The 21634-nt window shown below is 58.1% G+C and carries 15 protein-coding genes and 2 pseudogenes; 8 read left to right on the top strand and 9 right to left on the bottom strand.

Going from position 1 to position 21634, the window contains the following annotated elements; genetic code table 11:
- Positions 1-152: 152 nt before the first annotated feature.
- The 4 genes from GA829_RS32450 (at position 153) to GA829_RS32435 (ending at position 6116) form a co-directional block, all read left to right on the top strand.
- Positions 153-1445, top strand: a complete 1293-nt coding sequence (locus tag GA829_RS32450) for a mechanosensitive ion channel family protein (protein ID WP_195179939.1) — start codon at positions 153-155, stop codon at positions 1443-1445.
- Between the two features lie 473 nt (positions 1446-1918).
- On the top strand, positions 1919-3832 hold the full coding sequence (locus tag GA829_RS32445) for a potassium transporter Kup (RefSeq protein WP_195179938.1): 1914 nt from the start codon (positions 1919-1921) through the stop codon (positions 3830-3832).
- A 303-nt stretch (positions 3833-4135) separates the two neighbouring features.
- Positions 4136-5686, top strand: a complete 1551-nt coding sequence (locus GA829_RS32440) for a Do family serine endopeptidase (RefSeq protein ID WP_195179937.1) — start codon at positions 4136-4138, stop codon at positions 5684-5686.
- Between the two features lie 223 nt (positions 5687-5909).
- Positions 5910-6116 carry a hypothetical protein gene (locus tag GA829_RS32435; protein ID WP_195179936.1) on the top strand — a complete coding sequence of 69 codons (207 nt, stop codon included), beginning with the start codon at positions 5910-5912 and terminating at the stop codon, positions 6114-6116.
- 256 nt (positions 6117-6372) lie between these two features.
- On the opposite strand, the gene GA829_RS32430 is transcribed toward GA829_RS32435, so the two are convergent.
- From GA829_RS32430 to GA829_RS32395, 8 genes are all read right to left on the bottom strand, one after another.
- Positions 6373-6639, bottom strand: coding sequence for a hypothetical protein (locus GA829_RS32430; RefSeq protein ID WP_258052388.1), 267 nt, complete (start codon positions 6637-6639; stop codon positions 6373-6375).
- A gap of 14 nt (positions 6640-6653) precedes the next feature.
- Complete coding sequence (locus GA829_RS32425) at positions 6654-7862, bottom strand: FAD-dependent oxidoreductase (RefSeq protein WP_195179935.1); 1209 nt, start codon at positions 7860-7862, stop codon at positions 6654-6656.
- On the bottom strand, positions 7859-8953 hold the full coding sequence (locus GA829_RS32420) for a glucoamylase family protein (protein ID WP_308462353.1): 1095 nt from the start codon (positions 8951-8953) through the stop codon (positions 7859-7861). Before GA829_RS32420 ends, GA829_RS32425 begins: the two co-directional genes overlap by 4 nt.
- A 199-nt stretch (positions 8954-9152) precedes the next feature.
- Positions 9153-10586: a GH39 family glycosyl hydrolase gene (locus tag GA829_RS32415; protein ID WP_195179933.1), complete on the bottom strand. Its 1434-nt coding sequence runs from the start codon at positions 10584-10586 to the stop codon at positions 9153-9155.
- 20 nt (positions 10587-10606) lie between these two features.
- Positions 10607-11416, bottom strand: a complete 810-nt coding sequence (locus tag GA829_RS32410; protein ID WP_195179932.1) for an SDR family oxidoreductase — start codon at positions 11414-11416, stop codon at positions 10607-10609.
- Positions 11417-12050: 634 nt separating this feature from the next.
- On the bottom strand, positions 12051-12812 hold the full coding sequence (locus tag GA829_RS32405) for a VOC family protein (protein ID WP_195179931.1): 762 nt from the start codon (positions 12810-12812) through the stop codon (positions 12051-12053).
- A 1-nt stretch (position 12813) separates the two neighbouring features.
- Complete coding sequence (locus tag GA829_RS32400) at positions 12814-13737, bottom strand: SMP-30/gluconolactonase/LRE family protein (RefSeq protein WP_195179930.1); 924 nt, start codon at positions 13735-13737, stop codon at positions 12814-12816.
- 17 nt (positions 13738-13754) lie between these two features.
- Positions 13755-14222, bottom strand: coding sequence for a DoxX family protein (locus GA829_RS32395; protein WP_258052386.1), 468 nt, complete (start codon positions 14220-14222; stop codon positions 13755-13757).
- Positions 14223-14352: 130 nt separating this feature from the next.
- Between GA829_RS32395 and GA829_RS32390 the strand changes: the two genes are divergently transcribed.
- On the top strand, positions 14353-15942 hold the full coding sequence (locus GA829_RS32390) for a GMC oxidoreductase (RefSeq protein WP_195179928.1): 1590 nt from the start codon (positions 14353-14355) through the stop codon (positions 15940-15942).
- A gap of 240 nt (positions 15943-16182) precedes the next feature.
- Positions 16183-16527, top strand: a pseudogene (locus GA829_RS32385) (helix-turn-helix domain-containing protein); the annotation flags it as partial.
- A gap of 247 nt (positions 16528-16774) precedes the next feature.
- Here the strand turns inward: GA829_RS32385 and GA829_RS32380 are convergent.
- Entirely contained in the window at positions 16775-17806 is a 1032-nt protein-coding gene (locus GA829_RS32380) for an IS110 family RNA-guided transposase (protein ID WP_195176981.1), read from the bottom strand.
- 71 nt (positions 17807-17877) lie between these two features.
- Here GA829_RS32380 and GA829_RS32375 point away from each other — a divergent pair.
- Both GA829_RS32375 and GA829_RS32370 read left to right on the top strand, forming a co-directional pair.
- A pseudogene (locus tag GA829_RS32375) lies at positions 17878-18480 on the top strand (IS630 family transposase); the annotation flags it as partial.
- A 581-nt stretch (positions 18481-19061) separates the two neighbouring features.
- Positions 19062-21608 (top strand): membrane-bound PQQ-dependent dehydrogenase, glucose/quinate/shikimate family, encoded by a 2547-nt coding sequence (locus GA829_RS32370; protein WP_195179926.1) that lies wholly within the window; start codon positions 19062-19064, stop codon positions 21606-21608.
- Positions 21609-21634 lie beyond the last annotated feature (26 nt).

Raw genomic sequence — 21634 nt, 5'->3', positions numbered from 1 at the left:
GACTCAATCGTCAAACAGCGAATCGGTGAAGCGACCGCGCACCCTCCAAGCGCCGCCTGATGACACGCGTCTTGCCTTACTGATGTTGCGGCCTCGACTCAGAAACCATTCCTCAATGCTTGCCGGCTGGGCGATCCCGTCTAAACTGGGGTATGGACATCATAGGGTTGGGTTTCGAAATTCTGGCTTGGCTCCAGGTCCAGCTTGCTGAACTCGCGCAACTTTGGTCGCTGTATCAACTCGCGATCATCCTGGCGCTTTTCACCTTTGCCAGGCTAGCGGCAAGTCGGGTGGAACTTGGCTTAGAGCAGCGAGCGCGCAAGATCAGGGGACATCCGGGCCTTTTGCGCGTGGTTGTCGCCCTGATGCGGCGCACGGACTGGATTCTTTTTGTCGTCCTGCTCTTTGTAGCGCTGACGATTTTGCGAGCGACGACCTGGCCGAGCCGAAGTCATTTGGTCAGAATAGCCCTGTCGCTGTCGCTCGCCTGGCTATTTGTGTCAGTGCTTTCCCGCATCATCCGCAATCGGCTCGTCGCTCGTGCGATCGGCTGGTTTGCCTGGATATACGTGGCACTTGTTATTCTCGGCATCAATGACGAGGTGGCCATCTTTCTGGACGGCCTTGCCATGCCGATCGGTGACGTTCGACTGAGCGTGCTTACCCTCTTCAAAGCGGTGCTGCTGCTTACCGCGACGATTTGGCTCGCCGTCGTGACCGGAAACTATGTCGATGAGCGGCTGCAGCAATCTGAAGAGCTGACGCCGTCGATCCGCGTTTTGATCGGCAAGGTGCTCAAGATCGGGTTGGTCATCTTGGCTGGCGGCATGGCGCTGTCCGCGGTGGGTGTCGACCTCACCGCACTAACGGTATTTTCCGGGGCCATCGGCGTCGGCCTTGGCTTCGGTCTGCAAAAAGTGGTCTCGAATTTCATTTCGGGCGTCATCATTCTGCTCGACAAGTCGATAAAACCCGGAGACACGATAACGCTTGGCGACACCTTCGGTTGGATCCGGGAACTGAGGGCGCGATTTGTCTCGGTGGTAACCAGGGATGGTCGTGAGTACCTCATTCCAAACGAGGATTTCATCACCCAGCAGGTGGTCAACTGGTCATTCAGCGACAATCTGGTCCGTCTCGACGTGCACTTCGGAGTATCCTACGAGGCCGACCCGCATCTCGTCAGCGAACTTGCGATCGCAGCCGCAATCACGGTTGGCCGGGTCGAAGCCGACAGGCGACCAGTGTGCTGGCTTACTGCGTTCGGAGAATCTTCGCTCGACTTCGTCCTGCGCTTCTGGATCCACGATCCACAGCAGGGGCTCACGAATGTTCGGGGCAAGGTGCTGTTGGCCCTATGGAACACATTCAAGGAGCACGGAATTCAGATACCATATCCGCATCGCGAAGTCATCTTCCGGCGAGCCCCCCCACCCCCCGATTAGTTGCGATGCAGGCTAAACACGCCCACCCCATGCCCTCGCCGGCTTTCTCCAGTACGCGTGCTAGCGCTATAAACAGCAAAGATCCTGTGATGATCCGACTGAGTAATAAGCTACCAACTCACTCCAGAACGCATTGGCTGACACAAAGCGCCGCTGTCAGCGCAACCACTGTCTTTGAGATCATGGATCGCACTGATCCGCACGTCATTGCGATGCCTGTTCAAGTGAACCGTGCCGTTACTTATCCGGAACGACCATGAGATTCTCGCGCAATTTTTGTTATCCTACTGCCGCGACAGCGTCTGCAAAGAAGCTCTCCGGTACCTACTGGAATCTGATTGGCCGAGTGCGAGTGGCTTGCCCAACTCGGTTAGGGTGTTGAAATTGATTTTTTCCGTAGAGCCTATCGCTGAAAACCTGAGGTTTTCGTATTCGAAGTACGCTAGGCCCGGCTTTAGAAAGCCGCCGGCAGCATGAACGTTTCCACCAATGGGGTATCGTCCGACCACGCACCGCACCGGATTGCAGGCGCGTCGACACCGAAGTTAGTGCTTGCCGCCCTCGGAGTAGTTTTCGGGGACATCGGAACAAGCCCGATCTACGCCTTTCGCGAAGCGCTCCACGCGTCAGCTGGAGGAGCTGGTCCTTCAGTTTCCGACATGAACGTATTTGGGCTGCTTTCACTCATCGTCTGGGCTTTGCTGATCGTGGTGACGCTCAAATACGTGACCTTCGTTCTCCGCGCGGACAACAACGGCGAAGGTGGAACATTATCGCTGATGGCGCTTGCGAGAGGAAAGCGGACGGCCCACGCGAAACTCATTTTGGTGCTTGGCGTTTGCGGAGCATCGCTGTTTTTTGGTGACGCCATCATCACACCAGCAATCTCAGTCCTGTCCGCTGTCGAGGGACTGAAGGTGATAACGCCCGGCTTGGACTCCCTTGTGATCCCCATCACGTTGGCCATCTTGGTAGTGTTGATGTTCGCCCAAAGATTTGGCACGGGCAAGGTGGCAAACGTGTTCGGCCCGGTGACCGCGATCTGGTTTCTCGTGCTTGGACTATCTGGCCTGACCCATATAGCCGATGCGCCGTCAATATTGCTCGCGGTCAATCCATATTACGCGGTCCATTATCTGACGGCCCAACCCGAGATCGCTTTTGTGACGATGGGGTCCGTGTTCCTGGCGGTCACGGGAGCTGAGGCCCTTTATGTAGATCTCGGTCATTTTGGCCGAAGACCTATCGTATTGGCCTGGCTGGCCATCGTGTTTCCCTGTCTTTTGCTGAATTATTTTGGGCAAGGCGCCTTCGTGATCTCGATGGGCGGTAACGCATCCAATCCATTCTTTAACATGCTGCCCGAATGGTTCCTGATCCCGGGTGTAATATTGGCGACCGCCGCCACTGTGATTGCCAGCCAAGCTGTGATTTCGGGCGCGTTCTCGTTAACAAGCCAGGCGGTGCAATTGCATATGCTTCCACGCTTCACGATCAGACACACCTCGGAGACACAGGCTGGGCAGATCTATCTTCCTCGCGTGAATTTCCTGATCGCGATTGGCGTGATGTTGCTGGTGGTGGGCTTTCGAGAATCCAGCGCGCTGGCTTCCGCTTACGGGATTTCGGTCACTGGCGAAATGTTGGTAACAACGATCCTTCTGCTGTTTGTCATGCGTCGTCGCTGGCGGTGGGGGCTAGCGGTCGTGCTGCCGCTGATTTTGTTCTTCGCCGTTATTGATGCGGGTTTTCTACTCACCAATGCCGTCAAGGTGCTTGAGGGCGGATGGGTGTCGGTCGGTGTCGCTTGCGTCATGGGATTGATCATGTCGACCTGGATCACCGGCACCAAATACCTCTTCAACAAAGCGCGCAAAAGTGAAATATCGCTTGAACTGCTAGCGACAAAGCTGGCTGAGAAGCCGCCGTCGCTTGTGCCGGGTACAGCGATCTTCTTGACCAGCGATCCGCAAAGTGCACCTGCGGCGATGATGCATAGCCTGAAGCACTATAGGGTTCTGCACGAACAAAACATCATCATGACAGTTGTGACAGCCGAAGTGCCGCGAGTCGCCGATCAAGACCGGATCAGCATCGAGCCGGTCAATGAACTCTTCACGCGCATAATCGTCACTTTTGGCTTCATAGAGCAGCCGAACATTCCCGGCGCCTTGGCCATTTGTCGTAAACAGGGCTTGAAATTCGACATTATGGCCACATCGTTCTTCGTCTCGCGCCGCTCCCTCAAGGCATCGCCCGATTCCGGGCTGCCGCTGTGGCAGGACAGGCTTTTCATCTTTCTGGCGAGCACGGCTTCCGACGCAACCGAGTATTTTCGAATTCCGGCCGACCGCGTCGTCGAGATCGGGTCGCAGATCATAATCTAAGACCTGCACGATGATGGTTCTGACGGCAATTGGTTTCGCGCGCGCTCCTTGCCTTCTCTGACAAGTTTCTTAAGGACGGCGTGTGGAGAAGTTGGACGGCATCCAGCGATCCGCCACCCAATTAGCACCACACGTTCATCCAGGAAAATCTGGACATCGGCGACGTTGGCATCGGAGTTGCCGCATTCGACGTTACAAAAGTTTCATGCGTTGGAAACAGCGCCGTAATGTGAGCCTCTCTAATTCTGCTTGCCCGAGGATGCCATTCAAAACGCGTCCCTTTGCAAAGAGGATACGAGACCCATGAATATTGCCCCCAATTCCTATTCCGCCACCCGCAAGCGTCTGTTGGCCGCCGCTGGGTCGCTGGCCATCGCCGGCGCCGTCGGCTTCGGCGCCCTTGCCACCGGAACCGCCCCCGTTCTGGCCGATGCCGTGCGTGTTGAAGCGCCGCAGGTTCCAGGCTTCGCCGATGTCGTCGAGCGCGTTTCGCCAGCCGTCGTCAGCGTCAAGGTCAAGGCCAAGATCGAGCCGGCCTCCGATGACGGTTCCGACCAGATGCAGAGCCCTGACGGCTTCAACAACTTGCCCGACAATCCGCAGCTGCGCCACTTCTTCAAGGAATTCCGTGGCTTTGGCGACCAGAATGGCCAGGACCAGGGTCACCGCCGCTTAGGCCGCCGCGACCACAACAACGACCAGCCGCGCCCGGTTGCGCAAGGCTCCGGCTTCTTCATCTCCGATGACGGCTATCTCGTCACCAACAACCATGTCGTTGAGGAAGGCTCGGCCTTCACCGTTGTCATGAATGACGGCAAGGAGCTCGACGCCAAGCTGGTCGGCACCGACCCGCGCACCGATCTGGCCGTGCTCAAGGTCGATGGTGTCGGCAAGTTCACCTATGTCGACTTCGCCGATGATTCCAAGGTTCGCGTCGGCGACTGGGTCGTGGCCGTCGGCAATCCGTTCGGCCTTGGCGGCACCGTCACCGCCGGCATCGTTTCGGCACGCGGCCGTGACATCGGCGCTGGTCCTTATGACGATTTCATCCAGATCGATGCTTCGGTCAATCGCGGCAATTCGGGTGGCCCGACCTTCAACCTCAACGGTCAGGTCGTTGGTATCAACACTGCGATCTTCTCTCCTTCCGGCGGCAGTGTTGGCATTGCGTTCGACATTCCTGCCTCGACGGCAAAGGAGGTCGTACAGGGTCTGATGAAGAGCGGCACCGTGGAGCGCGGCTGGCTCGGTGTCGAGATCCAGCCGGTCACCGCCGACATCGCCGAATCGCTCGGGCTGAAGTCCGAGAAGGGTGCGCTGGTTTCCAGCGATCAGGATGGTGGCCCCGGCAAGAAGGCGGGCATCACCGCTGGTGACGTGATCATCCAGGTCGACGGCAAGGATGTTGCGTCGCCGAAGGAACTCGCCCGCCTGATCGGCGCTTATGCGCCCGGCAAGTCGGTCGATGTCACTGTATGGCGCGACGGTAAGAGCCAGTCGATCAAGATCGATCTCGGCAAGTTGCCGTCGACCGACAAGCAGGCTTCGGCCGGAGACCAGCCGGCGGTACCGGCCAAGCCCGACACGCTTGCGGGTCTCGGCCTCACCGTCACCAGATCGGAAAACGGCAAGGGCCTTGTCGTCACCAATGTCGACCCCGACAGCGATGCGGCCGATCGCGGCATTCAGCCGGGCGACGTCATTACGACCGTCAACGCGGCGGAGGTGAACGGTACTGAAGACGTCGCCAAGGCGATGGCCGAGGCGGTGAAATCCGGACGCAAGGCGGTGCTGATGCAGATCACACACGACGACAGCAACCGATTCGTCGCGCTGCCTGTCGCCAAGAGCTGATCACAGCTTCGACTTTTCCGGTGCGGCGGCTCAAATAATGGGTCGCCGCAGGGGAAATAGGCCGAAGTGGCGAGATGGACTCGAGCCAGCGGCTGGCGCTGCGTTGACTAAATTGCCAAGAACACCCAAATGTAAAGATTATCTTGAACCTGCGGAGCTTTCCGAATGGTCACAGCTCGTATTCAAGCCGATCTGGCAGAGTTGAAGCTGAAGGAGGTAAGACATGGCATCGAATCAGAGCATTAATTTGGCAGCATCGGTTGAGAAATTGCTGGGCAACCACCCTGGCGGCCCTCTGTCGATAAAAGCAGCAATAAAAATGCTCCGGGACAAAACTGGAACCGAGCGTTCAGATGCCGACATTGAAGGTCTGATAACCAAGAAGGCAGCCGCCTGCGGTGTTCCGATCGTCTCCGACCGAGAAATCTGACTTCGGGCTGGCTTCGATTTCGTTTGAGGCTCGGATGTGGGAAACCGGTTCCGCACCCGAAATTGTTGAAGGCCCGCGTATGCCTCGCGAACCAGCGCTGCGACGCGAACGGTGTTAACACTCACCGGCGAAATCCTTGCAGCGAGAATTTGTCTTGTCATGTTCTCCGGTTTCAAAGTTCGTCCGTTTCGAATTCAGTCAGAACCTACGGATCATCGATATAAGCCTGAAGGGCTTGGCCAGGTGCTCGAATTTGTCAGCCAGCGGCTGATTTCTGGCGCACAAACTCCAGCGCCGCCAACATGATGCCTTCGGATTGCGCCGGATAAGTATGTATGGTTTCGGCGAGTGCCTTCATACCGATCCCCGCGTGCATGATGACAGACATTTCATTGATCAGTTCGCTGGCGCGTTCGGCCACAATAGTGGCACCGATTATGCGGTCCGTACCATCCTGTATATGGATTTTGATAAAGCCAAGATCCTCTTCATCGACGATCGCGCGGTCGACATCCTCCATCATGACGGCGAAGGTCTTTACTGGAATGGACCTCGCCCCCTGGCGTCCCAGACCTGCAGGCCGATATGCGCGATCTCCGGGTCACAATAAGTGCACCAAGGAACCAGAAGGTTGGTCCAGCTGTCCGCCTTGCCCCAAAGCGCGTTGGCCACAGCGATGCGTGCGGTGGCTTGCGCTACATTGGTGAACTTGAGGTCCATACACACATCGCCGGCGGCGTAGATGTCCGGATTTTTTGTCCGGAAGCATTCGTCGACAGCCACGCACCCGGTGCTTGCGATCTCGACGCCAGCGACATCCAGCCCAAGCATTTCGACGTTTGCAACCCGGCCGACGCTGACCAGAACCTCGTCGGCTTCGACGCTGTCCTTCATGCCGGCGTTGATCGTATCAAGAACTTTGACGCCGGCCTCAATACGCGCGGACGTGATCGTCGTGTTTAGGCGGATGGCCACTCCGTCGCGTGCCATGGCACGCGACAAAAGTTCTGCCGCGTCCCGCTCTTCACCGGGTAGGAATTTCGGATCGATCTCGATGATCGAAACCTGCGAGCCAAGCCGGCTAAATGCTTGTGCCATTTCGCAACCGAGCGGGCCGCCGCCGATAACCGCAAGCCGCCTTGGAAGCGCCACCAATCCGAAGATGGTCGAACTCGTACGGTAATCGACACTTTCAAGCCCGGGAATGTCCAGAACACCGGGCCGCGCGCCGGTGGCGATCAAAGCCTTGCGGAATTGGAGGGCAGTTTCGCCCGCGCTTACCTCGTTAGGCCCGGTGAACCGGGCCGCCCCAAAGAAGATATCCACGCCCGCTTGTGCAAGCCGGCTGGCTGAATGATACGCGGCGACGCGCGCCCGCGCCCGATGCATACGCGCCATGACAATTGCGAAATCGATCTTCCCGTCATGTCCACTGTCGGCGCCCAAGATGTCGTCCGCCTCGCTCAGGGTGGCGCCCACGCGGCCGGAGTGGATCAGAGATTTAGAGGCAATAGTGCCGACGTTGAGCGAGTTTCCGCCGAGCCGGTTCAGTTCGATCAGCGCTGTGCTAAAACCCATACGACGGGCTTCGTCGACAGCCTGCAGTCCGGCCGGCCCAGCGCCGATGACGACGAGGTCATATATTTCTCGCGGTTTCGGGTTTTTCCAGTTCAGGGGACGCACGCGTTCGAGGAAAAGCGCTTCGCTCTCTTTGTCCCATTCCGTCGGCCGCGCAGATCTCCTCATGACGCAAGCCATCCGCCGGCAAAGCCCGAGCGTTTGAGGCCAGTGACGATCGGCGCGCAGTCGCGCATCATATCCCAGACAAACCCACTGCGTGCGTTTTCAATGGCCATGACCAGCAAACCTTGATCAAGCCCGTACCAGCCCTTTGATAGCCAACCGACACCATCGACAACCAAAGTTGGATTGAAGCCGCTGGAGAACCTGTCGCCAGAGATCACCTGGGGGTAGCGCTTGATCAGGTGCCGCGTGCCGGAGAGTGCTGCTTCACGGTCGAAGGAAAGGCAGGCAAGCATCGCCCAAGGCGAGATCGTGCCGTCATCCGGACCGTAAGGTACGCCGCGCGACATGTAACCGAAGTAGCGCCGGTCGCGTCCGTCCTCGCGCATGTCCTGGTCGCCCGGCCCGTCGCCCGCCGTCACACCCCAGAAATCGCGATCATAGCCAGAATAGGCGCGAGGGTTTCGAGCCGCATGCTCTCGGTGGATGCGGATCGTCGCCTTGGTATTCTCGAAATAGTCGCTGCCAGTCTGCCGCATGAATGCGTCGCGTATACCTCGGAAATCGATCCACGTATGCGAGAACAGATGGGTGAAAAGCGGTCCCGAATAAAGCACGTCCTGGCCAAGCAGGTGTTCCCATTGATACGTCGAGGTCCATCCCGAAAAGCTCTTGTCTGTCAGCGGATGGGTGGTCGATCCCGCCCCCAGCACGTAGAGGATCGTCGCTTCGTTGTAGCCTTCCCAGCCATAGTGCAGGAAACCGCAATCGGGCCGCCAACCCTGCGATAGCGTCTCGCGTCCATTCTGAGCCCATCGCCAGTCGACCCGGTCGAAAAGCTCTCTCGACAGATCGCGTATTTCCTGTTCGTCGCGTTTGTCAAAGAACGTACCGGCTACGCATACGCCAGCCATCAACAACGCGGTGTCGACCAGCGAAAGCTCGCAGTTCCAGACCCGCTTCCCTGATTTCATGTCAAGGAAATGATAATAGAAACCTTTGTAGCCTGTAGCCTCCGGCTCTTCTCCCTGCCGGCTTTCCCTGAAGAAATGCAATGCCAGCAGCGTGCGCCTGGCCGCCTCGGTACGCGTCATCCAGCCGTTTTTGACGGCGATCGGATAACAAGAAAGGGCGAAGCCTACGACCGCGATAGAACAAGGCGAGCTCGCGCGAGACGTATCGGCGACCAAGCCTGTATCTGGATCCCAGAACTCATTGAAATAGCCGAACGCCTCCCGCTGCAGGTGCTTCACGAGCGCGTCGTCGTCAAGATCGCCCAGATCGGTCATGGGCCTAGAAACGGAAGCGGATTGCGGCAACCGCCTGGGGCGGCATGATGAGGTCGAGCTTCAGCATATGGCCGTCCATCGTGAACGCGATCTCCTCTTCCTTCAATTGCGACGTCTCGTGAAGGGCGGCGAGGCTTTCGCCATTCGGGTATTTTGGCTTGCCGATCTGTTCCCAATGGCGTTTCGCGTTGGCGTGGTCGACATCGATGCGCTGGATCGTCGCCTTGGTTATCGGCTGTGTGCAGGTCATGGTGAAGGAGACCTTCTCGCTGTCGATATCGTGGCGGGGCAGAGCGAAGTTCGTCAGCATTAACGTTGCCCCTCTTTCGCCGCGGACCAGCCAGGCATCGACCGTTTCATGCGACCCTCCGACAGGCAGCATCTCGGTGCCCAAGCCATGGAGCAAATGGTAGGCCCGGTAAGACGGCTTGGCGATGCCATGTATGTTCATCAGTCCGAATCCGCCCTGGAAAGGAAGTGACGGGAAATAGTTCTCCTCGAAAATGTCGGAAAACGTCCAATAGCTATAGCCTTCGACCAGCGTGTTGGCCTCGAGCACTGTCTTGACGATGAAGGCAGCCGCGTAGGGGTCGTCGTGCATGAAATCGCGCGGGTTCGAGGAGGTGCACCATTCCGTGTAATAGACTGGAAGCCCGCCGGCTTTTTCGCGCACGTCACGTGCCTGGTCACGCAGTACGCTGCGTTTGCTTGCGGCAAGCTGGGCCTCGGTGTCGTCGCCTGGTTTGCCGAATGCGTCGGTAGGGTAGTGGTGCGTGCTGATGAAGTCGACCGGCAGCTTGTTTGATTTGCAGAATGCCAGGAAGTCTTCAATCCATGCATTTGCCGCAGTGGCGGGGCCGCCGACTTTCAGCTTTCCGTCAACAGATTTGATGGCTTCGACGGTGTATCGATAGAGTTCGAAATAGTCCGATTGGTCGCCAGACCCGAAAGCCTTGAGGTTAGGCTCATTCCAGACCTCGAAGAACCATTGCCGAACCTCGGCAAGACCGTAGCGTTCGACCCAATGCTCCACGAGCTTGCGGATCAGGACCGACCATTGTGCCGGATCACGCGGCTGTGTGATGTTGGCTCGGTAATGAAACTGCGTCGCATCTCCCGAAGCCAGGGCAGTCGGCATGAAACTCAGCTCGACGAACGGCCTCATGCCTATCGACAGCAAATAGTCGAAGACCTGATCGGCATTGAAAAACGAATAGATGAATTCTCCACCCTGCTCGATGAGTGTTCCCATGTCATCGTCCAGGATGCCGTGAAAGCGCGCATGCCGCATGCCGAGCTCGTCATGAGCGCGTTTGAGTTGCGCTTGCCAATCGGCGCGCAGGCCGAGCGTGGCATGGCCGCTTCCGATTGTGTGTTCCCAGAAATGGGGCAAGGGCGTTGATCGCGCGCCTAGATCGCCCGAAAAGTTCGCAGCCATACCGGTATTTCCTTTTTCGTTCAGCCGCCCGTCGCAAACCCTGGATACAGCGTCATTCCGCCATCGACGAACAAGGTGGTGCCAACCACGTAGTCGGAGTCGTCGGAAGCGAGCCATACAGCAGCCCTGGCGATATCTTCTGGTTCACCGATCCGACCATAGGGGACCAGTGTAAGCAGCGATTTCATGGCTTCGGGTGTGCTCCAGGCCAATGTGTTGATCGGCGTGCGAATTGCGCCTGGCGCGATAGCATTGACGCGGATACCCTTGGGCGCGAGTTCCTGCGCCATACTTTCCATCAACAGCTTGATACCGCCTTTGGACGTGGCGTAGTTGGCATGACCGGCCCAAGGAATGACCTGATGCACCGAGCTCATGCAGACAATCTTGCCTGCGGCTCGCGACACGGAAGGTACTACGCCACGGCGAAGAAATTCCCGTGTCGCAGCCTGCGCGCACAGGAACTGGCCGGTCAGATTGACATCGAGAACCTTGTTCCACTTTTCCAAAGTCATCTCGGTAAAGGGGGCGTCTTGTTGCAGGCCGGCATTCGCGACCAGGATGTCGAGTGTGCCGAACTCTTCGATCGCTCTGGCAAACATCGCTTCGACTTCATTTTGGCTGGAAACGTCGGCTTGCAACGCCAGCGCGTTCGCCCCTCCAGCGCGGATCCTATCGACAACCTTCGTTGCCGCGTCCTCGTTTGTTACATAGTTGACAACCACATCGGCTCCTGCCGCACCGAGCGCGATTGCGACACCCTCCCCAATCCCGGAATTTGCGCCAGTCACGAGTGCCTTTTGACCCGTTAAAGGTTTTAAGAAAGACATTTTGAATTGTTTCTCACATCGGGTGGGAAGCACGATGCCAAATCAACGTGCTGGTGCCATTTTTGTCAGACGTAAGTGTGCCCTGCGGCAATTGGACATGACAACCTAATGCTTGGCCAGTTCTTTTGGTTTCGACACGATTGTTTGAACACGGAGAAATATCCATGAGTGCCGACCCATCGCATATGCCGACTGTCCCTTATTGGCATCTCTGGACCGACAGGGAGGGCTTAAGCCGGCTTACCCGATGCCTTATGGAAAGTTTCCAGTTGCGGTCGATGCAACCGCCGGCCGATCCGCAATGGCAAGGCGACAAGACAAGCGGCAGAATGACAACAATGGTGACGGTTCAGCCTGTAGGCTGGGTCGGCGTCTGGCATGAGAACCCGAAGCCGCAATGGATCATCCCACTTTCGGGCCGCTGGTTCGTGGAGGCCATGGACGGCACACGCGTCGAGATGGGACCGGGAGAGTTTTCCTTCGGAGGCGACCAGGGATGCCGAGAGCGGAACGGCAGGAAAGGGCATCTGTCAGGCACTGTCGGTTCATCACCTGCCACGTTGATGGTTGTGCAATTGGAGGATAGGGATGCGCCAGCAGCGCCTTGCGCATTCCGCTGACCTTGAGACCACAACTATCGGAAATCAAGGCGATGACCGTCTGGGTCGAATATGATGCCTTCGAAACCAGGATGCCCCTCGATCACCACATGCGTCGCTGCGGCGCTTTCATCTGAAACGGGCTTTTCGGCGCGCATTTCTGGGTCGCGGTAAGCAAGGAGCTCCAGATGCGGGCCGGAGCTGCCGTCAAATTCGAGGCCGATTACCTCGACTTGTGTTGCCGTGCCGGCTGCCATGTTGTCAAGCCGACCCTGCTCGGCGCCACGATTGACTTGCCGTGATCCGATACGCAAACCGATGCTCTCGTAGAAGTGAAGGCTGCGCTCAGTATCCGCCACCGCCATGGCGCTGTGGTCGATGCCTAGAAATATGCCCTCATGCCCCTTCCACAATTCGGGCACCCGGTCTGGGGGGAAGCATATGAACTCAAGCGGATGGCCTTCGGGGTCCCGGAACTTGAACGCCGCTACGCCACCTGAAGCCGCTGGCAGCCGCTGTGGTCCGTCAAGCGTAATTGGCGACCAGCCATCATGCTTGGCCAGCGCCTCGCATGCCTTGCCCATATCGGTGACGACGATGGCGCAATGCTGAAACCGGGGATCGTTGCCGGTGATGTCTTGAGGATAGGCGAGTTTTGCCCGGCCGATCTCCAATGCGCTGGGACCCAGGAACAGCCGGTCGGTGTCCGCGCGGTTGAAGCCGAAGACATTTTGATAAAAGCCAGCCAGTGCGTTTGGCGCGGTCGACAGCAGCCGAAAGGCTTCAACCCTGGCCATGTCACCCTCTTGGCGTGCGCGCGCCGCGCCGATTTAGGAAAATGGCGTAGAGCGTATGCGATCCGCCGATGAACAGCCGATTCAGATGCGGTCCGCCGCCGAAGCACAAATTCGAGACGCGGTAGGGGACGCCGATCTTTCCCAACAATTCCCCCTGCGGGCTGATGCAATGAACGCCGTCCTTTGCGCTTGACCAGACATTGCCGTCTTCGTCGAGCGCCAAGCCGTCAGTATAGCCCGGCTCGACCTTGTAGAAATCACATAGGCCGGAGATGGCACGGCCATCCGGTGATACGTCGCAGACCTTCATCACCTGAGCCGGGTTCGGTTTCGTCTGGTCGCCAGTCTCGGCGATGTAAAGCCGCGATTCGTCGGGCGAAAAGGCAAGGCCGTTCGGTCCTTCGAATGCGCTTGAGATAGTGGTTAAGCCCTTTGTGGCCGGATCGAAACGATAGACGGCGGGTGCGAGCTCACTCTTCCGTCGGAGGCCTTCATAGTCGTTGGAGATGCCGTAGACGGGATCGGTAAACCAGATCGTGCCGTCCGATTTCACCACGATGTCATTGGGTGAGTTCAACCGGCGGCCGTTGAAATGCGAGACGAGAGTGGTGACAGAACCGTCGTGTTCGACGCGACCGACGGCCCGGTCGAGGTGAGAACAGAACACAACGCGTCCCTGGCAATCCCGCGCCTGCCCATTGGCGTTGGCTGATGGCGAGCGCCAGACGGAAATGCCCCCGGTCTCGGTCCAACGCATGGTGCGGTCGCGCGGAAGGTCTTGAAACAGCAGGCATCCCCAGTCGCCCATCCAGACCAGTCCTTCGATCCATCGGAAACCTGACGCCAGTTCTTCAAGCGGGGCGTTGGCGAGGATGTAGGAGGAGAACTTTGGGTCGACGATCTCGATCGGGCTGCCGGTTGTCATTATCGATGCAGGGATCATTACGGCAACACGACATCGTGCGCATAGGGGTAGGTCGATGCAAAAGGCGCGTGTACGAAAGCGCTGGCTTCATCGGCGCGTCCGCCAAAAGTGATCAGCAGGAAGCCGCCGGCCAGCGCGAAATTCTTCAGGAAGTCCCAAAAAACGTCGCGGCCCTTGCTCGGTCCCACCAATGTGAAATCATCGGTCGCCCAGAACTGCTTCCATAACAGCGCGGTCACCATGCAGTAGCCGGCGAGGACGAAGGCGGCAAGCCGATCCGCTATGCCGGTCAATACGCCAAGCGACATGACGATTTCGACGAACAGGCCGGTCAGGATCAGCACTTTAGCGGTCATCTTGGAACCTGCCATCTCATTTGCCTGGTCAACAGCCCCGTGGAAATTGATGACCTTGTCCATGGCGCTGAAGGGCAGAAAGAGGAGGATCAGAAGGAGCCGTGTTGTAAAAGTTATTGCAATGGCCACTGTCACTTTCCTCGATGTGAGGGATAACTGATATTGGGCAGCTTAACCGTTTCGACAAGCCGTCCATTGCGGTGCGGTGGGAACATGGTGGCCTGCGGATCATTGAATTGCAGCGCTAAGGATTTGGATGATGACTGCATCGAACGATCGGTATGACGTGATCATCATCGGATCAGGTCCAGGAGGCGGCACCATGGCCTGGCGCCTTGCCCAGACAGGCAAGCGTATCCTGTTGATCGAACGGGGTGGCTACCTGAAGCGTGAGCGCGAGAATTGGGATTCCGACGCCGTTTTCCGCCAGGGTCGCTATCAAACAGAGGAAACTTGGACGTCTGCCTCAGGCGAGGAATTTCGTCCAGGCTTGCATTATTTTGTCGGAGGCAATTCCAAGGTCTATGGTGGCGTTCTCTTCCGACTTCGCTTGGAAGATTTCGAAACGATCAGGCATCCCGACGGCGTATCGCCCGAATGGCCGGTCAAATACGACGAGTTCGAGCCTTATTATCAGGCTGCCGAAGAGCTGTTCCAGGTGCGGGGCCGTCGGGGAGAAGACCCGACAGAACCGCCATCGCCGAAACCCTACGCCTTTGCGCCAATCTCACATGAACCGCGCATTCAGCAGCTCTCCGACGATTTGGAACGGGAAGGTTTGCATCCATTCCACTTGCCGATGGGCGCTCTGCTGGTCGAGGACCAGACCGGTCAGGCAACGCCACATTCACCGCTTTTGCGCTGTGATCCCTTCGACGGCTTCCCAAGCCTTACCAACGGAAAGGCAGATGCACAGATCATCACGGTCGACCCGGCGCTCGCATCCAATCCGAATCTGACGCTACTGACCGGCGCCTATGCCGAACGCCTCTTGACGAACCAGGATGGCACGGTGGTGACGGGCATCGAGGTCACGCTCGATGGCCACACATGCCGCATGACGAGCGATCTCGTCGTCGTTGCATGCGGCGCCTTGTCGTCAGCGCTTTTGATGCTGCGCTCCACAAGCGACAATCACCCCGAAGGACTGGGCAACGCATCCGGTCAGCTAGGTCGCAACTACATGCGGCATAACAATGCGACGATTCTGGCAATCTCCAAGACGCCCAATCCGACGCAATTCCAGAAAACCCTGGGCCTTAACGACTTCTACCACGGCCACGATAAGAGCCCGGCAAACGACTGGGAATTCCCGCTCGGCCATATCCAAATGGTGGGAAAGTCGGACGGGATACAAATCGAGGCTGAAGGCCTGCCGGGCTTCATGCAATGGTTTCCAACAATGCCGTTTGACTGGCTCGCCAAGCATTCGGTCGACTTTTGGCTGACCTCGGAAGACCTGCCTATGTCGCAGAACCGCATCTACTATCGGGATGGTCGGGTGCACCTTGATATGACGCCGACCAACATGGAAGCGCACCAGAGATTGAAGGACAAGCTTCGCGCTATATGCAGCGCGACCGACATTCACCCCCATCTTTTCGAACGCAAGCTCTATCTCGGAAAGGATGTTCCCGTCGGAGGGACGGCCCATCAGGCAGGCACCTTGCGCTTCGGGGAGAACCCTACTGACTCGGTGCTCGACCGCGACTGCAAGGTTCACGGGATAGACAATCTTTATGTCACCGATGCAAGTTTCTTTCCCTCCATCGGTGCGGTCAACCCGACACTGACGATCATCGCAAATGCACTGCGGGTGGCGGACCGAATCGTTGATCGGCTGGTCTGAATGCGACGCTGTCCTACCTACCTGGGCAGGCGGCATTGGGCGCAACCACCATCGTTGATTCTGGGCAAGCAGGTAGTTAGCGGTTGGGTCGCCTGTCAGAATCCGAGCTACGCATGGAAGGAGAACTCGGATCGTTTGCAATTGGAACATTAGAGCGGGATGAGATTTATGGGAGTCGTGGGATTCCCAAATCACATCGGTTCTGATTCAACCTTCATGCTGGATAGGAGGCCAGCATGGATGGCAGTCTATTCGATGGATCTTCGTGATCGGGTTGTTGCCGCGGTCAAGATTGAAGGACTTTCGCGGCGCGCGGCCGCGAAGCGATTTGGGGTGAGCTACAGCGCGGCCATTGAGTGGCTGAAACGGCTGGAAGAGACCGGCAGCGTGGCGCCTGGCCAAATAGGCGGTTACAAACCGAAGAAGCTATCGGGCGCGTGGCGCGACTGGCTGATCGAGCGCTGCCGCGACCGGGACTTCACCTTGCGCGGGCTTGTGGCCGAGCTTGGCGAGCGTGGTCTGACGGTCGACTACCGCTCAGTGTGGGAATTCGTCCATGCAGAGAAGCTCAGTTACAAAAAACGTATGGCTCGCCCCGCCTGCAAGCGATTTTTGACGGCATCTCAGTCTGCGCCAACGTATCCGGTCTCGGGGCAATGATCGTCCCCGGCCAAGATGGAGCTTACGCGCGTACCGATCCTCATAAAGACGTCGGCGTCTAGCGCCATTTTTTTGGTCAGGATGTCGGCACACCGTTCGACTGTCAGGCCATCTTTTCAGTCCACTCACAGACAACGCCGGCCTGAAGGTCTCCCTTCCGGCCGATCTCTGATTATCCGACCGACGGCAACGCCGCCATCTGGAACGGACGCCCGCTTCTCAGCACCGCCCAGATGATCCTGGCCATCTTCGCCGCTAGCGCGACGACAGCCGTGTTCATATGAGTTCGCGACAGCAGGCCTCGAAGCCATTCGCCCAACAGCGTCTTCCCTTTGGCAAGGGACGGCAGCGCTGCTCGTGCTCCATGGATCAGCATCCTACGAAGATAGCCGTTGCCGCGCTTGCTGATCCCCAGAAGCTTAGGCTTACCTCCGGTCGTCATTTGTCGAGGCACGAGTCCAAGCCAGGCCGCAAGGTCACGGCCCCGGCCAAACGTCTCGGCCTTTCCGACCGACGCTACGAACGCGGTCGCATTCAATGGGCCGATCCCCGGGATCGTCGAGAGCAGCTTCATTGATGCGTCCGTGCGAGCGAGGGTCGCGAACTCCGCGTCGAAGGAGACGATGCGGGCATCGAGGGCGCGCCACTCGGCTCGCATGTCCTCGATCAGAACCCGGATCCGACGGCCGATCGCCATCTCTCCGGCGAGAAGCTGTTCCAGTCGGAGTTCAAGCTTGCGCCGCCCCTTGGCAATCATGATTCCCCGCTCGAGCAAAATCGCCCGAAGCTGGTTGATCAGAGTCGTGCGCTCGCCAACCAGCCGATCTCGAGCCCGGTGCAGGCTCTGCATGTCGAGTTGCTCGTCGCTCTTCAGATCGACAAAGCGCATCGTTGGGCGGGTCGCGGCTTCCGCTATCGCCTCGGCATCCCGATCGTCGTTCTTCTGCGCTTTCACGTAGGGACGAACATATTCGGGAGACATCAGCCGTACATCGTGGCCCTGCTCACGAAGCTGCCGGCCGAGATGATGGGCGCCGCAACAGGCTTCCATCGCCATCACGCAGGCCGGCATTCCCGCCGCCAGCTTCACCACGCTGTCCCGACGCATCCGGCGCCGCAACAGCACGTTCCCGGCTTCGTCCAGCCCGACAACGCTGCAAACGTCCTTTCCAAGATCTATACCAAGAACCTTGATCTCATTCATCGGCTCAACTCCGTGCCAGACTCATCGACGACGCAATCATGCGCCGAGGGAAAGGGGCGAGCCATTCCATAAAGACGCTGATCGCCGCCGAGCAGGAGCGTCCCGATGTGGCGCGCCGGCGGGTACAGTGGAGGAAGTATCGCGGCCGGATCGATCCGGCCCGACTGGTGTTCATCGACGAGACCTGGACCAAGACCAACATGGCGCCGCTCAGGGGCTAGGCGCCGGTCGGCCAGCGGATCAAGGCCAAAGTGCCGCACGGCCACTGGAAGACCATGACTTTCCTGGCCGCGTTGCGCCACGATCGCGTCGAGGCGCCTTGGCTGATCGATGGACCGATCAACGGCGAAAGGTTCCTCCTTTATGTCGAGAAGGTTCTCGCTCCGACCCTGCGGCCCGGCGACATCGTCGTCATGGACAATCTCGGCTCGCACAAAGGCAAGGCAGTGCGCCGCGCCATACGCGCCACCGGCGCAAGGCTGTTCTTCCTGCCGAAATACTCACCCGACCTCAACCCGATCGAGCAGCTCTTCTCAAAGCTCAAGCACTGGCTGAGAAAGGCAGCGAGCCGAACCGTCGAAACCGTTTGCGACGCCATCGGGCAGACCCTCAACCGCGTAACACCGACAGAGTGCTCGCACTATTTCGAAAACTCAGGATATGACCAAAACTAATCTCATCCCGCTCTAGTCACTTCTAAGAGTTCGTCATGAGCGGCAGGCATTGAGGTGCCTGCCGTGATCAGGTGGCAAAGCTTGATCGGCCCGCGTTCTCCGCCAGAGGCGCGGGCCTCTATCGAGAGGCACAACAACTCGGGTGCTCAGCGATCTATGTCCAGCGAGTAAAAGAACACGGTTGAGCCGTTGAAGCGGACTTTGCGCAAGCGGTCGAGAAAACCGTCCGAACATGAGCCCGACGATAACGACGGTCACAGCAAAAAAGAGGAAGTCGATTTTCGCATTTGGTTCCTTGCGAAAGAAACAGGGATCAGTCCGGATCAGGCTCGCGAAATTGTTCGCGGTCCAGCGAAGGACCGGGCGTCACTGTTGAGCGCAGCACGGTCCCTGCGAGCCCCCAGCGGCGATCAATAGCTCGGCGATCAATGGCTCCTGACGGCAAGGCGATAGTCAATCACGAAATGTTGCACTTTGGAACAGTCCGCGACCTTAGGCGTTCACGGTTATCAGGAATGCGTTGCGTTCATATTTGCTTGGATGCCCAGCGTTTTGAGGCACCGAAAAACAGGAACTGAGCCATGTACCGCACGATTGTTTCGTCGCTGACAGGATTGTTCGGCGTTCTTATTTTCATTGGCGGTGCATGGCTGGCAGTGATTGGTGGGTCGTGGTTCTTCATCCTTCTCGGCGTCGGTATGTCCGGTTCGGCATTTCTGCTTTTCCAGCGGCGCCCAGAGGGCTTAGCGCTATACGGCGTCACCGTCCTAGTGACATTCGTGTGGTCAGTTTACGAAGTCGGCTTCGACTGGTGGGCGCTGTCAGCACGGGGCAGCCTACTGGTTGTAATCGGTGTGCTTTTGTTGCTTCCGCCGATGGTTCGCTCCCTGCACAGGCCTGAAATAGGCTGGGCCCGCTATGACGCGTCGAGCGGGATTCTCGCCGGATCAATAGCCGTTGCCCTGGTCGCGGGACTCTATTCAATGTTCCTGAGCCAGCACGACACAGGCGGCGTATTTTCAGACGCCCAGATGGCGACAAACAAGACCCTTGAGACCGGCGTGCCAGACGGCGAATGGCAGGCTTATGGCCGCACCAACGCTGGTCGACGTTATTCGCCGCTCGACCAGATAACGCCAGCAAACGTCGACAATCTCAAGGTCGCCTGGACCTATCATACCGGCGACATTCGTGGCCCCAACGACCCGGGGGAAGCGACCTACGAAGACACGCCTCTCATGATTGACGGGACCGTTTATGTCTGTACGCCGCACAACCTGGTGATTGCTCTTGATGCGGTTTCTGGCAAAGAGAAATGGCGGTTCGACCCGCATTTGAAGCAGACCGCCAAGCAGACAACCCAACATCTGACCTGCCGTGGTGTTTCCTACTTCGATGGCGCATCGGCAAAGCCCGCTGCCGCCGGCCAGCAGCCTCCGGTGACAGCGGACAGCACAACCAAAACCGAGGAGCAGAGAGTAGCGGAAAGTGCGGCCGAAGTAACAACAGGTGCGGCTGGGGTACCGCAGAACGTTGTCACAGGACAGGCAAAGCGCGGCGATCCAAACCCTGTTGTGAACCACAAGACGACTGCGGCAATGGCCAATCTTGATCCGACATGTATCAAGAGGTTGTTCGCACCGACTTCCGACGGGCGGCTGATCTCCATCAGTGCTGAAACCGGCAAAATCTGCCCAGGTTTTGGCGGTGACGACGGCACCATCAACCTTTGGGCTAACATGCCCAACATCTCGCCCGGTTCTATTTATTCCACGTCTCCACCTCTCGTGACCGATCGCCTGGTGATTGTCGGCGGCTCCGTCAACGACAACGTCGCGACAACGTCACCGTCCGGTGTCATCCGGGCCTACGACGTAAACACCGGCGACCTCGTCTGGAATTTCGATTCCAAGAACCCCGATGCGACGGCGCCCATCGCGAATGGTCAGACCTATTCTGAGAACGCCCCAAACTCGTGGAGTGTTTCAAGCTATGATCCCAAGCTCGGGCTGATTTACCTGCCGATGGGCAACCAATCGCCTGACCAGTACGGAGTCGGCCGCAGCGCCAGCGTGGAAAAGTATTCGTCCTCAATCCTCGCATTGGATGTCAACACCGGCAAACCAGCCTGGGTGTTCCAGACAGTCCATCATGATCTGTGGGATATGGACGTGCCTGCACAGCCCAGCCTAGTGGACCTGACCATTGGCGGCACGGAAATCCCGGCGCTGGTCGCGCCGACCAAGCAGGGCGAGGTCTACGTCCTCAATCGCAAAACAGGCGAGCCGGCGCTCCCGGTCAAAGAGGAACTCGCGCCCAGCGGGGCGGTCAAGGCTGACACCACGGCTCCGACGCAACCCGTATCGACAATTTCGTTCAAGCCACCGCCGCTCCAGGAAAAGGACATGTGGGGTATCTCGCCGCTGGACGAGCTTGTTTGCCGGATCGAATTTCGCGACCTCTATTACAAAGGAAGGTATACTCCGCCGACAGAGCAGGGTTCGATCATCTACCCCGGCAATTTCGGAGCGTTCAACTGGGGTGCGGTGGCTGTCGATCCCAATCGTCAAATCATGTTCGCAATGCCCGTCTACCTCGCCTTTACGTCGAAGATGATCCCGCGCCCGGACCAATATACACGCGTCGTTACCAAGGAAGGTGGGGACGTCTTCAATGAGAATTTCGGTGCACCCTATGCGGCCAAGATGGGCGCATTCCTGTCGCCGCTTGGGCTGCCCTGCCAGGCGCCGCCTTGGGGCTATGTCGCCGGTGTCGATCTGACGACAGGCAAGACGATCTACAAGCATGTCAACGGAACGGTGCGCGATCTTTCGCCGATCCCGCTGCCATTCAAGATGGGTGTGCCGGGAATTGGTGGCCCGATCATAACCAAGGGCGGCGTCGCTTTTCTTAGCGGGACCCTCGATTATTATGTACGCGGCTATGATTTGAAGACAGGCAAGGAGATCTGGCGTGACCGGCTCCCAGCGGGCGGTCAGGCCACCCCATCAACCTATCTCGGCTCCGATGGGAGGCAATATCTTGTTGTCGTTGCCGGCGGCCATGGCTCGACCAACACGGCGGCAGGCGATTCCATCATTGCCTACGCGCTGCCGAAATCCGGATGAGGGATTAGATTGGGATCAGATAACGA

The organism is Mesorhizobium sp. INR15 (genome assembly GCF_015500075.1).
Classification (GTDB): Bacteria; Pseudomonadota; Alphaproteobacteria; order Rhizobiales; family Rhizobiaceae; genus Mesorhizobium.
This window is presented reverse-complemented; position numbering and strand designations above follow the sequence as displayed.

Bases quoted from the DNA above. Each gene is read 5' to 3' on its own strand.
- GA829_RS32450 (WP_195179939.1), top strand. From the start codon at position 153: ATGGACATCATAGGGTTGGGTTTCGAAATTCTGGCTTGGCTCCAGGTC.
- GA829_RS32445 (WP_195179938.1), top strand. From the start codon at position 1,919: ATGAACGTTTCCACCAATGGGGTATCGTCCGACCACGCACCGCACCGG.
- GA829_RS32440 (WP_195179937.1), top strand. From the start codon at position 4,136: ATGAATATTGCCCCCAATTCCTATTCCGCCACCCGCAAGCGTCTGTTG.
- GA829_RS32435 (WP_195179936.1), top strand. From the start codon at position 5,910: ATGGCATCGAATCAGAGCATTAATTTGGCAGCATCGGTTGAGAAATTG.
- GA829_RS32430 (WP_258052388.1), bottom strand. From the start codon at position 6,639: ATGATGGAGGATGTCGACCGCGCGATCGTCGATGAAGAGGATCTTGGC.
- GA829_RS32425 (WP_195179935.1), bottom strand. From the start codon at position 7,862: ATGAGGAGATCTGCGCGGCCGACGGAATGGGACAAAGAGAGCGAAGCG.
- GA829_RS32420 (WP_308462353.1), bottom strand. From the start codon at position 8,953: ATGACGCGTACCGAGGCGGCCAGGCGCACGCTGCTGGCATTGCATTTC.
- GA829_RS32415 (WP_195179933.1), bottom strand. From the start codon at position 10,586: ATGGCTGCGAACTTTTCGGGCGATCTAGGCGCGCGATCAACGCCCTTG.
- GA829_RS32410 (WP_195179932.1), bottom strand. From the start codon at position 11,416: ATGTCTTTCTTAAAACCTTTAACGGGTCAAAAGGCACTCGTGACTGGC.
- GA829_RS32405 (WP_195179931.1), bottom strand. From the start codon at position 12,812: ATGGCCAGGGTTGAAGCCTTTCGGCTGCTGTCGACCGCGCCAAACGCA.
- GA829_RS32400 (WP_195179930.1), bottom strand. From the start codon at position 13,737: ATGACAACCGGCAGCCCGATCGAGATCGTCGACCCAAAGTTCTCCTCC.
- GA829_RS32390 (WP_195179928.1), top strand. From the start codon at position 14,353: ATGACTGCATCGAACGATCGGTATGACGTGATCATCATCGGATCAGGT.
- GA829_RS32380 (WP_195176981.1), bottom strand. From the start codon at position 17,806: ATGAATGAGATCAAGGTTCTTGGTATAGATCTTGGAAAGGACGTTTGC.
- GA829_RS32370 (WP_195179926.1), top strand. From the start codon at position 19,062: ATGTACCGCACGATTGTTTCGTCGCTGACAGGATTGTTCGGCGTTCTT.